This window comes from Escherichia sp. MOD1-EC7003 (genome assembly GCF_002965065.1).
Lineage (GTDB): Bacteria > Pseudomonadota > Gammaproteobacteria > Enterobacterales > Enterobacteriaceae > Escherichia.
The window spans coordinates 1-13,768 of record NZ_PTRE01000140.1; the positions used below are offsets into that span (position 1 = coordinate 1).

A 13,768-nucleotide genomic window follows, 5' to 3' on the forward strand; every position below is an offset into this window, starting at 1 on the left:
GGGCGCGAATGGAAATGCCCCGGCTGTAATGCTGAACATGACCGCGATATAAACGCGGCGCTCAACATACAGCACAAAGGCATAACAGAATTAATGGCGGCAGGACTTGTCGTCAAAGCCCATCGAGGCTTGCGTAAGTCTGGCTCTATGCCAGTTGCAGCCTAAGAAGTGGGAAGCCTCGCCGTTTACGGCGGGGAGCAGTCACAGAAGAAGAAAAATATGGGGTATTGAGTACCTGATGCCGATTTGTGTAGGCCAGATAAGGCGTTCACGCCGCATCCGGCACTTGTGTGTTGATGCCTGATGCGACACTGGCGCGTCTTATCTGGTCTACTGGACGCACGTTTTACACCGGGGGAAACGATGAATACTAACCAACACCAGGAAATCCTCCGCACCGAAGGATTAAGTAAATTTTTCCCCGGCGTCAAAGCGTTAGACAATGTTGATTTCAGCCTGCGCCGTGGCGAAATCATGGCGCTGCTCGGTGAAAACGGGGCGGGAAAATCGACGTTAATCAAAGTATTAACCGGCGTTTACCATGCCGATCGTGGCACCATCTGGCTGGAAGGCCAGGCTATCTCAGCGAAAAACACCGCCTACGCACAACTGCCAGGTATCGGCACTGTCTATCAGGAAGTCAACCTGCTACCCAATATGTCGGTCGCTGATAATCTATTCATAGGTCGCGAACTCAAACGTTTCGGCCTTCTACGCCGTAAAGAGATGGAAAAGCGCGCCACCGAACTGATGGCATCTTACGGTTTCTCTCTCGACGTGCGTGAACCACTCAACCGTTTTTCAGTTGCGATGCAGCAAATCGTCGCCATTTGTCGGGCCATCGATCTCTCAGCCAAAGTGCTGATCCTCGATGAACCCACCGCCAGCCTCGACACTCAGGAAGTAGAGTTACTGTTTAGCCTGATGCGCCAGTTGCGCGATCGCGGCGTCAGCCTGATCTTCGTTACTCACTTTCTCGATCAGGTCTATCAGATCAGCGATCGGATCACCGTCTTACGCAACGGCAGTTTCGTAGGCTGTCGGGAAACCCGCGAGCTACCGCAGGTCGAACTGGTAAAAATGATGCTGGGGCGCGAACTGGACCCCCATGCGCTACAGCGTGCCGGGCGAACATTGTTGAGCGACAAACCCGTTGCCGCGTTCAAAAATTACGGCAAAAAAGGAACGATCGCACCGTTTGATCTCGAAGTGCGCCCTGGCGAGATCGTCGGTCTGGCAGGCTTGCTGGGGTCCGGACGTACCGAAACCGCCGAAGTGATCTTCGGTATCAAACCCGCGGACAGCGGCACGGCGTTGTTCAAAGGCAAACCGCAAACCCTGCGCTCGCCACATCAGGCTTCGGTACTGGGTATCGGCTTTTGCCCGGAAGACAGGAAAACCGATGGCATCATCGCTGCCGCCTCGGTGCGGGAAAATATCATCCTCGCTCTCCAGGCCCAGCGCGGCTGGCTACGACCGATTTCTCGCAAAGAACAGCAAGAGATTGCCGAACGCTTTATCCACCAGCTGGGCATTCGCACTCCTTCCACTGAACAGCCGATTGAATTTCTTTCCGGCGGCAATCAGCAAAAAGTATTGCTTTCTCGCTGGCTGCTGATTCGTCCGCAATTTCTGATCCTCGACGAGCCAACCCGTGGCATTGACGTTGGTGCCCACGCCGAGATCATCCGACTCATAGAAACGCTGTGCGCCGACGGTCTGGCGCTGCTGGTGATCTCCTCCGAACTGGAAGAACTGGTGGGTTATGCCGATCGGGTGATCATCATGCGCGATCGCAAACAGGTGGCAGAGATCCCGCTGTCAGAGCTTTCCGTTCCGGCGATCATGAACGCCATTGCCGCGTAAGGAGAACAGTGTGATGCCTCAATCTCTCCCGGACACTACGCCGTCGAAAAGGCGCTTTCGCTGGCCAACGGGAATGCCGCAGCTGGCGGCGCTATTGCTGGTGCTGCTGGTCGATAGCCTGGTAGCCCCGCATTTCTGGCAGGTGGTGCTCCAGGATGGTCGTTTTTTCGGTAGTCCCATCGATATTCTCAATCGTGCTGCACCCGTTGCGTTGTTGGCTATCGGTATGACGCTGGTTATCGCCACAGGTGGGATTGACCTCTCTGTGGGGGCAGTGATGGCTATCGCCGGAGCCACAACGGCTGCCATGACGGTCGCAGGATCTAGCCTGCCAATTGTATTGTTAAGCGCCCTGGGCACCGGCATCCTGGCGGGATTGTGGAACGGTATACTGGTGGCGATCCTTAAAATTCAGCCTTTTGTCGCCACCCTGATCCTGATGGTTGCCGGGCGCGGTGTGGCGCAACTGATCACCTCCGGGCAGATCGTCACGTTTAACTCGCCGGATCTCTCATGGTTTGGCAGCGGATCGCTGCTGTTCCTACCAACGCTGGTCATTATCGCGGTGCTGACGCTTCTCTTCTTCTGGCTGTTGACCCGCAAAACGGCGCTGGGGATGTTTATAGAAGCTGTTGGTATCAACATTCGGGCGGCAAAAAATGCCGGAGTTAACACACGAATCATCGTCATGCTCACCTACGTGTTGAGCGGGCTATGTGCGGCAATTGCGGGCATTATCGTGGCGGCAGATATTCGCGGTGCCGATGCCAACAACGCCGGATTATGGCTGGAGCTGGATGCCATTCTCGCGGTGGTGATTGGCGGTGGCTCGCTGATGGGCGGGCGCTTTAACCTGCTGCTCTCAGTGGTGGGGGCACTGATTATTCAGGGAATGAACACCGGAATTTTACTTTCTGGCTTTCCACCGGAGATGAATCAGGTGGTGAAAGCAGTGGTGGTGCTTTGCGTGCTGATTGTTCAGTCGCAACGCTTTATCAGTCTGATTAAAGGAGTGCGTAGCCGTGATAAAACGTAACCTGCCACTGATGATCACCATCGGCGTCTTTGTGTTGGGATATCTCTACTGCCTGACGCAGTTTCCCGGTTTTGCTTCCACAAGAGTGATTTGCAATATCCTGACCGATAACGCTTTTCTTGGGATCATCGCTGTCGGCATGACCTTTGTGATCCTCTCCGGTGGGATCGATCTCTCCGTTGGTTCGGTGATCGCCTTTACCGGCGTATTTCTGGCAAAAGTGATTGGCGATTTCGGTCTCTCGCCGCTGCTGGCGTTTCCGCTGGTGCTGGCGATGGGCTGTGCTTTCGGCTCATTTATGGGGCTTTTGATCGACGCTCTGAAGATCCCGGCGTTTATCATTACCTTGGCAGGAATGTTCTTTTTGCGCGGCGTCAGCTATCTCGTTTCGGAAGAGTCGATCCCGATTAACCATCCTGTTTACGATACGCTCTCCAGCCTGGCGTGGAAAATCCCCGGCGGTGGTCGCTTAAGTGCGCTGGGACTGCTGATGCTGGCGGTAGTGGTTATCGGGATTTTCCTCGCGCATCGCACCCGTTTTGGTAATCAGGTATACGCCATTGGCGGCAACGCAACGTCGGCGAGCCTGATGGGGATTTCCACTCGCCGCACCACAATTCGCATTTATATGCTCTCTACCGGACTGGCAACGCTGGCGGGGATTGTCTTCTCAATTTATACCCAGGCCGGATATGCGCTGGCGGGCGTAGGTGTGGAACTGGACGCTATCGCCTCAGTGGTGATTGGCGGTACGTTGTTAAGTGGTGGGGTAGGAACGGTGCTGGGAACGCTATTTGGTGTGGCGATTCAGGGACTGATTCAGACTTACATAAACTTTGATGGCACACTGAGCTCATGGTGGACGAAAATCGCCATCGGTATTTTGTTATTCATTTTTATTGCCTTACAGCGTGGGTTAACGGTGCTGTGGGAGAATCGTCAGAATTCGCCAGTGACAAGAGTCAACATTGCGCAGCGATAAAAACGCCTCTCCGTGTGGAGAGGCGCAGGAGATTACGCGTCCGGGAACTCTCGGATAAAGCGTTCGACATCTTCAACCATATGGTCATTGCCGACGAAGAACGAACGGCGCTGGTGCAGAGTTTCCGGGATGATATCCAGAATACGCTCTTTGCCATCGCTCGCTTTACCGCCCGCTTGTTCCGCCAGGAACGCCATCGGGTTGCACTCATACAGCAAACGTAGTTTACCGTCCGGGTGGCTGGCGGTGCTTGGGTAGAGATAAATACCGCCTTTCAGCAGGTTACGGTGGAAATCCGCGACCAGCGAGCCGATATAACGTGAGGTATACGGGCGATTGGTGGACTTATCTTCTTCCTGGCAGAATTTAATGTACTTCTTCACCCCGTTCGGAAACTTAATGTAGTTCCCTTCGTTGATGGAGTAGGTTTTTCCTTTCTCCGGGAAGCGCATCCGCTCCTGGCACAGGCAGAAAACGCCCAGCGAAGGATCGTAAGTAAAGGCGTGAACGCCGCATCCGGTGGTGTAAACCAGCATGGTAGAGGAGCCGTATACCACGTAACCAGCGGCAACCTGTTTGTTACCCGGCTGGAGGAAATCTTCTTCCGTTACCGGCGTGCCAACAGGCGTGACGCGGCGGTAGATGGAGAAAATGGTACCGACAGAGACGTTAACATCGATGTTGGACGAGCCATCCAGTGGGTCCATCAGCACAACGTATTTTGCGTGTTCACAGCCTTCAAAGACGACAATCTCATCTTCTTCTTCAGAAGCAATGCCCGCAACGATATCGCGTGCTTTCAGTGCGGCTTTCAGTTTTTCATTAGCGAACAAGTCGAGTTTCTGTTGAACCTCGCCCTGCACGTTCTCAGCACCGCTGGCACCCAGGATATCAACCAGTCCTGCTTTGTTGATATCGCGATGGATAATCTTGGCGCCCAGTTTTATTGCCGACAGCAAAGCAGTGAGTTCACCGGTAGCATGAGAAAACTCGTGCTGCTTTTCGACAATAAATTCACCTAACGTTTTCATAAAACTTTCCCTGCAATGTTTATGGAGTAAAGCGACCGCAACAATCTTAACAAATAATCTCAATGTTGCGCTCAGGTGAATCGCGCCAGCAAATTACGGATTATCCTGAAATGCGTTTCTCACTTGCCCGACATATGCGTAAAATGAGCGGCAGATTAAAAAAGGATAGTGACGTATGCGCATTCATATTTTAGGAATTTGTGGCACGTTTATGGGCGGTCTGGCGATGCTGGCGCGCCAGTTAGGCCATGAAGTAACGGGTTCGGACGCCAATGTGTATCCGCCGATGAGCACCTTACTTGAGAAGCAAGGCATTGAACTGATTCAGGGTTACGATGCCAGCCAGCTCGATCCGCAGCCGGATCTGGTGATTATTGGCAACGCCATGACCCGTGGAAATCCGTGTGTGGAAGCGGTACTGGAAAAAAACATCCCTTATATGTCTGGCCCACAGTGGCTGCACGATTTTGTGCTGCGCGACCGCTGGGTGCTGGCCGTTGCCGGTACACACGGTAAAACCACCACCGCGGGAATGGCGACCTGGATTCTGGAACAGTGCGGTTACAAACCGGGATTTGTGATCGGCGGTGTGCCGGGGAACTTTGAGGTTTCGGCGCGTCTGGGCGAAAGCGACTTCTTTGTTATTGAAGCGGACGAGTATGACTGCGCCTTCTTCGACAAACGTTCTAAATTTGTCCATTACTGCCCGCGTACGCTGATCCTCAACAACCTTGAGTTCGATCACGCTGATATCTTTGACGACCTGAAAGCGATCCAGAAACAGTTCCACCATCTGGTGCGTATCGTTCCGGGGCAGGGCCGTATTATCTGGCCGGAAAACGACATTAATCTGAAACAGACCATGGCGATGGGCTGCTGGAGCGAGCAGGAGCTGGTGGGCGAGCAAGGTCACTGGCAGGCGAAAAAGCTGACCACAGACGCTTCCGAATGGGAAGTCTTGCTGGATGGCGAAAAAGTGGGCGAAGTGAAATGGTCGCTGGTAGGCGAACATAATATGCACAACGGCCTGATGGCGATTGCGGCGGCGCGCCATGTTGGTGTAGCGCCGGCAGATGCCGCTAATGCGCTGGGTTCGTTTATTAACGCTCGTCGCCGTCTGGAGTTGCGTGGTGAAGCGAATGGCGTGACGGTGTATGACGATTTTGCTCATCACCCAACGGCGATTCTGGCAACGCTGGCGGCGCTGCGTGGCAAAGTTGGCGGTACGGCGCGTATTATTGCCGTGCTGGAACCGCGCTCGAACACCATGAAAATGGGGATCTGCAAAGACGATCTGGCACCATCATTAGGTCGTGCCGATGAAGTCTTCCTGCTGCAACCAGTGCATATTCCGTGGCAGGTCGCAGAAGTGGCAGAAGCCTGCGTTCAGCCTGCACACTGGAGTGGAGATGTTGATACGCTGGCAGATATGGTGGTGAAAACCGCTCAGCCTGGCGACCATATTCTGGTGATGAGCAACGGCGGTTTTGGTGGGATCCATCAGAAACTGCTGGATGGGCTGGCGAAGAAAGCGGAAGCTGCGCAGTAATCCTGACACGTTTTATCAGGTCTACAGGGACAATGCGCTTTTGTAGGCCGGATAAGGCGTTTACGCCGCATCCGGCATTTGAGCATAGTGCCTGATGCGACGCTTGACGCGTCTTATCAGGCCTGGCGATCCACCGCCACATCTACAACGAAAATTACTCTTCGTTCTCCGCTAACTCGCGCAAGTACTGAAAAATCTGACGCGCGGATTTCGGCGGCTTATTCCCTTCTTTCTCTTTCTTCGCGTTGCGGATCAGAGTACGCAGTTGCTGACGATCGGCATCGGGCCACAGATTCAATACTTCAGCGATGGCATCATCCCCGTGATCGATCAAACGATCGCGCAGATTTTCCAGTTTATGGAACAGCACCACCTGCTGGTTGTGGCGGTTTTTCAGCTTATCCAGCGCCTGACGGATCGGTTCTACGTCGCGCTGGCGCAGCATCTTACCGATGAGCTGCAACTGGCGGCGGCGACCTTCCATCTTAATACGCTGGGCCAGCTCAATAGCCGCACGCAGATCCGCATCTAACGGGATCTTATCCAGCGCGTTTTTCCCCAGATCAACAATTTCTGCGCCAAGGCGTTTTAGCTCCTCGGCATCACGTTTAATTTCACTTTTACTGACCCAGATAATTTCATCGTCTTCGTCTTCGATGTCATCACCGGGAACGTCGTCGAGCCAGTCTTCGGGCTGCTTAGTCATCTCAGGCTCCTTAAAAAAAGAGGCTAATGTTACCAGTTAAGATGCGCACTGAAAAACGGTTCTCTGTTAGACTTCAGAGAAACTCTCTACATTATGGCACTTGCAATGAAAGTAATCTCTCAAGTTGAAGCGCAGCGCAAGATTCTGGAAGAAGCAGTTTCTACTGCGCTGGAGTTGGCCTCAGGCAAATCGGACGGTGCGGAAGTTGCCGTCAGCAAGACCACCGGCATTAGCGTAAGCACGCGTTATGGTGAAGTGGAGAATGTTGAATTCAATAGTGATGGCGCGCTGGGGATCACTGTTTATCACCAGAACCGCAAAGGTAGCGCATCATCCACCGATTTAAGCCCGCAGGCCATTGCCCGCACCGTACAGGCGGCGCTGGATATTGCCCGTTACACTTCGCCAGATCCCTGTGCCGGCGTGGCAGACAAAGAGTTGCTGGCCTTTAACGCACCGGATCTCGACTTGTTCCACCCTGCGGAAGTTTCCCCGGATGAAGCCATTGAACTGGCGGCTCGCGCAGAGCAGGCGGCATTACAGGTGGACAAACGTATTACCAATACCGAAGGCGGCAGCTTTAACAGCCACTACGGCGTAAAAGTTTTTGGCAATAGCCACGGCATGTTGCAGGGCTATTGTTCTACGCGTCATTCGCTCTCCAGCTGTGTAATTGCCGAGGAAAATGGCGATATGGAGCGTGATTACGCCTACACCATTGGCCGTGCGATGAGTGATCTGCAAACGCCAGAGTGGGTTGGGGCTGACTGTGCCCGCCGTACTTTATCGCGCCTGTCACCGCGTAAACTCTCCACCATGAAAGCGCCGGTAATTTTTGCCAATGAAGTGGCAACCGGGCTTTTTGGGCATCTGGTTGGGGCGATAGCGGGTGGAGCGGTTTATCGAAAATCCACCTTCCTGCTGGATTCGCTGGGTAAACAAATTCTGCCGGACTGGCTGACCATTGAAGAGCACCCACATCTGCTGAAAGGGCTGGCCTCTACGCCATTCGACAGCGAAGGTGTACGCACCGAGCGTCGCGATATTATTAAAGATGGCATCCTGACTCAGTGGCTGCTGACCAGCTACTCGGCGCGGAAACTGGGGCTGAAAAGCACCGGACATGCGGGCGGTATTCACAACTGGCGTATTGCCGGGCAGGGGCTAAGCTTCGAACAAATGCTCAAAGAGATGGGGACTGGGCTGGTGGTGACGGAGCTGATGGGCCAGGGCGTGAGCGCGATTACCGGTGACTATTCCCGTGGTGCAGCGGGCTTCTGGGTAGAGAATGGCGAAATTCAGTATCCGGTTAGCGAAATCACCATCGCAGGTAATTTAAAAGATATGTGGCGCAATATTGTCACCGTCGGTAACGATATTGAAATACGCAGTAATATACAGTGTGGTTCTGTGCTGTTGCCGGAGATGAAAATCGCCGGGCAGTAAAAACTGGCGCGACCTGCCGCGCTATAAACTAAAAAATTACACAAAATCATTCGCACTGCATCGAGACGGAAAGTGCATGAGAGCCGGGGAGCGTACTCGTAGTACGTGACTCGGGCGAATGCACGTAGCCGTCGATGAGGCAGTGTGAAGGATGAAGTGTCAATAAAAAAGGAAGTGAGCAATGCGTAAAAACCTGTTAGCTATTCTTGCAGTCTCCTCGTTGGTATTCAGTTCGGCATCGTTTGCCGCCGATCTTGAAGACAATATGGAAACCCTCAACGACACGTTAAAAGTGGTCGAAAAAGCCGATAACGCGGCGCAAGTTAAAGACGCGTTGACCAAAATGCGCGCAGCGGCGCTGGATGCGCAAAAAGCAACGCCGCCGAAGCTCGAAGGCAAATCGCCGGACAGCCCGGAGATGAAAGACTTTCGTCACGGTTTCGATATCTTGGTCGGTCAGATTGACGACGCGCTGAAGCTGGCTAATGAAGGTAAAGTAAAAGAAGCGCAGGCTGCCGCAGAGCAACTGAAAACGACCCGTAACGCCTATCACAAGAAGTATCGTTAATTCCTTATTGGGCGGTGGAATGTTACCGCCCAACGCTTTCTTTCCCTTCGTAAATCACCGCAAATGATGCACCACCTGGTTGCTGCTGCCGCGCCAGATCAAGGAAGGGTCTTTTAAATCCTGCACAAATTTGCCATCGACCAGCACGTTAATCAAATCAACAACCTGCATTTGTGCAGCGTTGAGTTCATCGAGTTTATAGCCCGTCCACATCCAGATGTCTTTACCAGGGCACTCGGCGCGAATGCGTTGTACCAGTTTCAGAATATCCGGCACGTTTTGCGGATGCAGCGGATCGCCGCCGGAGAGGGAAATGCCCTGGCGTTTGATGCGGGTGTCGTTCAGATCGTTAATGATCTGGTCTTCCATTGCTTTAGTAAATGGCTGACCGGAATTTACCCGCCAGGTGCTTTTGTTATAGCAACCGGGGCATTCATGAACACACCCGGAGACAAACAGGGTGCAGCGAGTGCCGGGGCCGTTGACGATGTCGACAGGATAGTACTGATGAAAGTTCATTATTTCACCTGGCTTATCAATCCGCGTGTAGGCTGCATCCGGTAATCAACGCCTGATGCGACGCTGTCGCGTCTTATCAGGCCTACAGCCGTTGCCAAATGTAGGCCGGATAAGGCGTTTACGCCGCATCCGGCATTTGCTTAACGCAGAGTGGAGATCAACCGATCTGCCCATTTCCCAAATGTTTAACGCGGCGCTTAACTTCTTCCTGCTTACCGGCGTTAAACGGACGTGCATCCGGGCTACCTAAATATCCGCACACGCGACGAGTCACCGACACACGGGAGGCGTCATGGTTACCACATTTCGGGCAGGTGAAGCCTTTGCTGGTGCACTCAAACTCGCCGGTAAAACCACATTCGTAGCACTCATCAATCGGCGTATTGGTGCCGTAATACGGTACATGCTGATAGCTGTAATCCCAGACATCTTCCAGCGCCTTCAGGTTGTGCTGAATGTTTGGATACTCGCCGTAGCAAATGAAACCACCGTTCGCCAGCGGCGGGTAAGGCGCTTCAAAGTCGATCTTGTCGTACGGATTCACCTTCTTCTCCACATCCAGGTGGAAACTGTTGGTGTAGTAACCTTTATCGGTCACGCCCGGCACCACGCCAAACTCAGCGGTATCGAGACGGCAGAAGCGGTCGCACAGATTTTCACTCGGCGTACTGTAAAGGCTGAAACCATAACCCGTTTCTTCTTTCCACTGGTCCACCGCCTGACGCAGACGTTCAACAATGGCGATACCTTTCGCGCGAAGCTGCTCGTTGTCATACACATGCTCGCCGCCGAACAGCGCGTTAATGGTTTCGTGAATGCCGATATAACCCAGCGAAATAGACGCACGACCGTTTTTGAAGATTTCAGAAACATCATCGTCAGCATTCAGACGTACGCCACAAGCACCTTCCATATAGAGGATCGGGGCCACGCGCGCTTTAACGCCTTCCAGACGAGCGATACGGGTCATCAGCGCCTTACGTGCAAGCACCAGACGTTCATCCAGCAGTTTCCAGAAGGTGGCTTCATCGCCTTTTGCTTCCAGCGCAATGCGTGGCAGGTTCAGGCTGATCACACCGAGGTTGTTACGACCATCGTGGATCTGCTCGCCGTTTTCATTTTCCCACACGCCGAGGAAGCTGCGGCAGCCCATTGGGGTTTTAAACGACCCGGTGACTTTTACTACCTGATCGTAGTTCAGGATATCTGGATACATGCGCTTGCTTGCGCACTCCAGCGCCAGCTGTTTAATGTCGTAGTTCGGATCGCCTTTTTTATGGTTCAGGCCATCGCGAATCGCAAACACCAGTTTCGGGAACACCGCAGTTTTACGGTTTTTACCGAGGCCTGCGATACGGTTACGCAGGATAGATTCCTGAATCAGGCGCGACTCCCAGCTGGTGCCCAGACCAAAACCAAAGGTCACAAACGGCGTTTGACCGTTGGCTGTGTGCAGGGTGTTTACTTCGTACTCCAGCGACTGGAAGGCGTCGTAGCACTCTTTGATGGTACGAGAGTTAGCGTAGCCTTCGGCATCCGGGATGCTCCACTCTTCAGCGGTTTTATGGTGTTTGTTGTAGCTGGCGGTGACAAACGGCGCCAGCACTTCATCAATGCGGTTAATGGTGGTGCCGCCATAAATATGGCTGGCGACCTGAGCAATAATCTGCGCAGTTACAGCGGTTGCCGTAGAGATCGACTTCGGCGGTTCAATCTCGGCGTTCCCCATCTTAAAGCCCTGGGTCAGCATGCCTTTCAGGTCGATCAACATGCAGTTGAACATCGGGAAGAACGGCGAGTAATCGAGATCGTGATAGTGAATATCGCCACGCTCATGTGCCTGCACCACGTCACGCGGCAGCAGGTGCTGGCGTGCATAGTGTTTAGCAACAATCCCCGCCAGCAGATCGCGCTGGGTTGGAATTACCTTGCTGTCTTTGTTGGCGTTTTCGTTGAGCAACGAGGAGTTGGTTTGCTCGACCAGACCACGGATCTCCTGATTCAGGCGGCCGCGTTTTTCACGTTCAATGTCGCGATCGTGACGGTACTCGATGTAAGCACGAGCCAGTTGTTTGTATGGACCAGACATCAGCTGGTTTTCAACGGTGGTCTGGATCTCATTGATATCCACCTGGTTGCGGCCCTGCATCTGCTCACTGACAACCGCGGCAACAGTAGCGCAATAATCGGCATCATCGACTTCCGCTGCTTTAGCTGCACGCAGAATCGCTTCTCTGATGCGCTCTGATTTAAACGGCACTTTGCAACCGTCTCGTTTCATCACATGCGGTGTCATGATCGCTCCATATTTTTAAGAACAGGTTATCCACAGAAATTGGGAAAGGCGTTTTCCGGTTTTTTCGTTTCGTTTTCCGGTGCTTTCCGCAATCGCCATCCGCTTATCCACAACGCCACACTTTTTCGTGGGGAACTGTAGTAGCAATTATCGTCGATTAATACAACATATTGGGTTGAGTCGCATTTTAAAGTCTATATATAGTGCTTTGCATCAAGGATGTTTGAACTTTCTTTGATGTAGCTCAAAGTAAAAAGCAGAGCGTACGGATGACGGGCGCTACAGCGATATGTAAATTTTTTAATGATTAACCTGCTTAAAAAAGCAACAAAAACAACCTACAGAATAGAAAGGCCCCGAACATACTCGCTTTATCGGGGCCTGGAGAAGGATTACCTCTGTAACCACCAGACAACCTCAAAAGGCCGTAATGTCATGGTACATGGTTGCTATGAGGCTTCTTCATCTTTGCCCCGGTAGATATAAGGCCCGTGGCAGATGTCATATTTGGTTGGTTAAAGCTAATTCGCCATTTACCTTCTCGTCTGGTATAGCGCAATCCGTTGCCTGGCGTGCAGTAGACAGAGAATGCACCGATCCCGCCTTCTTTAGCTATCGCTACGGCTGGCTGTAAGTGAGTGATGAGGCTGACCTGAAATTTTTCTTTCTGATCAGTCTTCTATGAAAAGACATGAACAAAAAAATAGATTACTGCAAAAATAAAAAAACAAATAAATGTCCAACTCAAGTTATAAAGGGCGCTATGACTTTTATTTATAGAACGAGAGAGATAGATATCTTCTTTTTTAATGTGTCTGGCAGAGATGCTGCGATACAGGCGGATATAATAAACACAATAGAGTAATAAAGGCGGTATTACCCATCCACCTGTAGGTTTACCAAATATACTCGTCATACTTCAAGTTGCATGTGCTGCGACTGCGTTCGCTCACCCCAGTCACTTACTTATGTAAGCTCCTGGGGATTCACTCGCTTGCCGCCTTCCTGCAACTCGAATTATTTAGAGTATATAAGCGTGAGTATAATGGCGATAGCAAAGAAAACCAAAAAGACGATTTGCGCTTTGGATTCTATTTTTTTTAATTCGCTTCTTACGCCTTCAGCGTGCCGCTCACGCCAGCGTCGCAGTGTGTTGACACTAAATTCATAGTGTTCGCATAACACCTTGTCAGGAGCCCCCTCTTTTGACTGCTGTAAAATATCAGCAATTTGCGCATCCGTGAAACGGGCTTTAGCCATCTTCAACCCTCCGTGGTTGAGTCAGATAATCCAGGCACGATGCCTGGATTATCTTTCAGTAGAGATTAGCGACGAACAGCGATCGCTTCGATCTCAATCTTCACGTCTTTCGGCAGACGGGCAACTTCAACGCAAGAACGTGCCGGGAAGGTGGCGTTGTGTTCAGCGAAGAAGGCTTCGTAAGTGGCGTTTACGGTTGCGAAGTCGTTCAGATCTTTCACAAACACGGTGGTTTTAACGATGTCGCCCACTTTCAGGCCGGCCGCTTCCACGATCGCTTTTACGTTATCCAGCGACTGACGTGCCTGTGCAGCGACGTCTGCCGGTACTTCGCCCGTTTTCGGGTTTACCGGGATCTGACCGGAGGTGATGATCATATTGCCCAGATCAACGCCCTGAACGTAAGGTCCGATAGCTGCCGGTGCATTTTCCGTCGCGATAGTTTTGCTCATGATTTCTCCTTTATTACTGCGGTAAAAAGTCTGGCTCATTATAGGGAGCCAGACTTT

General features: G+C 52.2%; 12 protein-coding genes and 3 pseudogenes. 8 read left to right on the top strand and 7 right to left on the bottom strand.

Annotated elements, in window-relative coordinates:
• The 4 genes from A7090_RS20855 to yjfF all read left to right on the top strand — a co-directional run.
• The coding region (locus tag A7090_RS20855) for a zinc ribbon domain-containing protein (RefSeq protein ID WP_157941488.1) at nucleotides 1-165 on the top strand (165 nt) is incomplete at its 5' end.
• A 198-nt stretch (nucleotides 166-363) separates the two neighbouring features.
• Nucleotides 364-1,866 (top strand): sugar ABC transporter ATP-binding protein, encoded by a 1,503-nt coding sequence (locus A7090_RS20860; RefSeq protein WP_105275379.1) that lies wholly within the window; start codon nucleotides 364-366, stop codon nucleotides 1,864-1,866.
• A 13-nt stretch (nucleotides 1,867-1,879) separates the two neighbouring features.
• Entirely contained in the window at nucleotides 1,880-2,902 is a 1,023-nt protein-coding gene (ytfT, locus tag A7090_RS20865) for a galactofuranose ABC transporter, ATP-binding protein YtfT (protein WP_123056975.1), read from the top strand.
• Complete coding sequence (gene yjfF, locus A7090_RS20870) at nucleotides 2,889-3,884, top strand: galactofuranose ABC transporter, permease protein YjfF (RefSeq protein WP_105275381.1); 996 nt, start codon at nucleotides 2,889-2,891, stop codon at nucleotides 3,882-3,884. Before ytfT ends, yjfF begins: the two co-directional genes overlap by 14 nt.
• A gap of 32 nt (nucleotides 3,885-3,916) precedes the next feature.
• Here the strand turns inward: yjfF and fbp are convergent, their stop codons facing one another.
• A complete protein-coding gene (fbp, locus tag A7090_RS20875) occupies nucleotides 3,917-4,915 on the bottom strand; it encodes a class 1 fructose-bisphosphatase (RefSeq protein ID WP_000853753.1) in 999 nt (332 codons plus the stop codon).
• Nucleotides 4,916-5,090: 175 nt separating this feature from the next.
• Here fbp and mpl point away from each other — a divergent pair, with 175 nt between their 5' ends.
• Complete coding sequence (gene mpl, locus A7090_RS20880; protein WP_105275382.1) at nucleotides 5,091-6,464, top strand: UDP-N-acetylmuramate:L-alanyl-gamma-D-glutamyl-meso-diaminopimelate ligase; 1,374 nt, start codon at nucleotides 5,091-5,093, stop codon at nucleotides 6,462-6,464.
• Between the two features lie 154 nt (nucleotides 6,465-6,618).
• On the opposite strand, the gene yjgA is transcribed toward mpl, so the two are convergent.
• The gene (gene yjgA / locus A7090_RS20885; protein WP_105275383.1) at nucleotides 6,619-7,170 is read right to left on the bottom strand and encodes a ribosome biogenesis factor YjgA; all 552 of its coding nucleotides are present in this window, start codon (nucleotides 7,168-7,170) and stop codon (nucleotides 6,619-6,621) included.
• A gap of 93 nt (nucleotides 7,171-7,263) precedes the next feature.
• Here yjgA and pmbA point away from each other — a divergent pair, with 93 nt between their 5' ends.
• Nucleotides 7,264-8,616 (top strand): metalloprotease PmbA, encoded by a 1,353-nt coding sequence (pmbA, locus tag A7090_RS20890; RefSeq protein ID WP_105275384.1) that lies wholly within the window; start codon nucleotides 7,264-7,266, stop codon nucleotides 8,614-8,616.
• 181 nt (nucleotides 8,617-8,797) lie between these two features.
• Nucleotides 8,798-9,184 (top strand): cytochrome b562, encoded by a 387-nt coding sequence (cybC, locus tag A7090_RS20895; RefSeq protein WP_105275385.1) that lies wholly within the window; start codon nucleotides 8,798-8,800, stop codon nucleotides 9,182-9,184.
• A gap of 54 nt (nucleotides 9,185-9,238) precedes the next feature.
• On the opposite strand, the gene nrdG is transcribed toward cybC, so the two are convergent.
• A complete protein-coding gene (gene nrdG, locus A7090_RS20900) occupies nucleotides 9,239-9,703 on the bottom strand; it encodes an anaerobic ribonucleoside-triphosphate reductase-activating protein (RefSeq protein ID WP_063815123.1) in 465 nt (154 codons plus the stop codon).
• Between the two features lie 157 nt (nucleotides 9,704-9,860).
• Complete coding sequence (gene nrdD / locus A7090_RS20905) at nucleotides 9,861-11,999, bottom strand: anaerobic ribonucleoside-triphosphate reductase (RefSeq protein ID WP_105275386.1); 2,139 nt, start codon at nucleotides 11,997-11,999, stop codon at nucleotides 9,861-9,863.
• A 503-nt stretch (nucleotides 12,000-12,502) separates the two neighbouring features.
• On the opposite strand from nrdD, the pseudogene A7090_RS27385 reads away from it, so the two are divergent.
• A pseudogene (locus A7090_RS27385) lies at nucleotides 12,503-12,577 on the top strand (hypothetical protein); the annotation flags it as partial.
• Nucleotides 12,578-12,678: 101 nt separating this feature from the next.
• Here the strand turns inward: A7090_RS27385 and A7090_RS26765 are convergent.
• From A7090_RS26765 to ridA, 3 genes and pseudogenes are all read right to left on the bottom strand, one after another.
• Nucleotides 12,679-12,912, bottom strand: a pseudogene (locus A7090_RS26765) (transposase); the annotation flags it as partial.
• Nucleotides 12,913-13,037: 125 nt separating this feature from the next.
• A pseudogene (locus A7090_RS20915) lies at nucleotides 13,038-13,259 on the bottom strand (transposase); the annotation flags it as partial.
• A gap of 65 nt (nucleotides 13,260-13,324) precedes the next feature.
• Nucleotides 13,325-13,711 (bottom strand): 2-iminobutanoate/2-iminopropanoate deaminase, encoded by a 387-nt coding sequence (gene ridA, locus A7090_RS20920; RefSeq protein WP_105275387.1) that lies wholly within the window; start codon nucleotides 13,709-13,711, stop codon nucleotides 13,325-13,327.
• Nucleotides 13,712-13,768 lie beyond the last annotated feature (57 nt).

Excerpts from the sequence above, each read along its gene's own strand:
- yjgA (WP_105275383.1), bottom strand. The coding sequence starts at position 7,170 with ATGACTAAGCAGCCCGAAGACTGGCTCGACGACGTTCCCGGTGATGAC.
- mpl (WP_105275382.1), top strand. The coding sequence starts at position 5,091 with ATGCGCATTCATATTTTAGGAATTTGTGGCACGTTTATGGGCGGTCTG.
- ridA (WP_105275387.1), bottom strand. The coding sequence starts at position 13,711 with ATGAGCAAAACTATCGCGACGGAAAATGCACCGGCAGCTATCGGACCT.
- nrdD (WP_105275386.1), bottom strand. The coding sequence starts at position 11,999 with ATGACACCGCATGTGATGAAACGAGACGGTTGCAAAGTGCCGTTTAAA.
- pmbA (WP_105275384.1), top strand. The coding sequence starts at position 7,264 with ATGGCACTTGCAATGAAAGTAATCTCTCAAGTTGAAGCGCAGCGCAAG.
- ytfT (WP_123056975.1), top strand. The coding sequence starts at position 1,880 with ATGCCTCAATCTCTCCCGGACACTACGCCGTCGAAAAGGCGCTTTCGC.
- fbp (WP_000853753.1), bottom strand. The coding sequence starts at position 4,915 with ATGAAAACGTTAGGTGAATTTATTGTCGAAAAGCAGCACGAGTTTTCT.
- cybC (WP_105275385.1), top strand. The coding sequence starts at position 8,798 with ATGCGTAAAAACCTGTTAGCTATTCTTGCAGTCTCCTCGTTGGTATTC.
- A7090_RS20860 (WP_105275379.1), top strand. The coding sequence starts at position 364 with ATGAATACTAACCAACACCAGGAAATCCTCCGCACCGAAGGATTAAGT.
- nrdG (WP_063815123.1), bottom strand. The coding sequence starts at position 9,703 with ATGAACTTTCATCAGTACTATCCTGTCGACATCGTCAACGGCCCCGGC.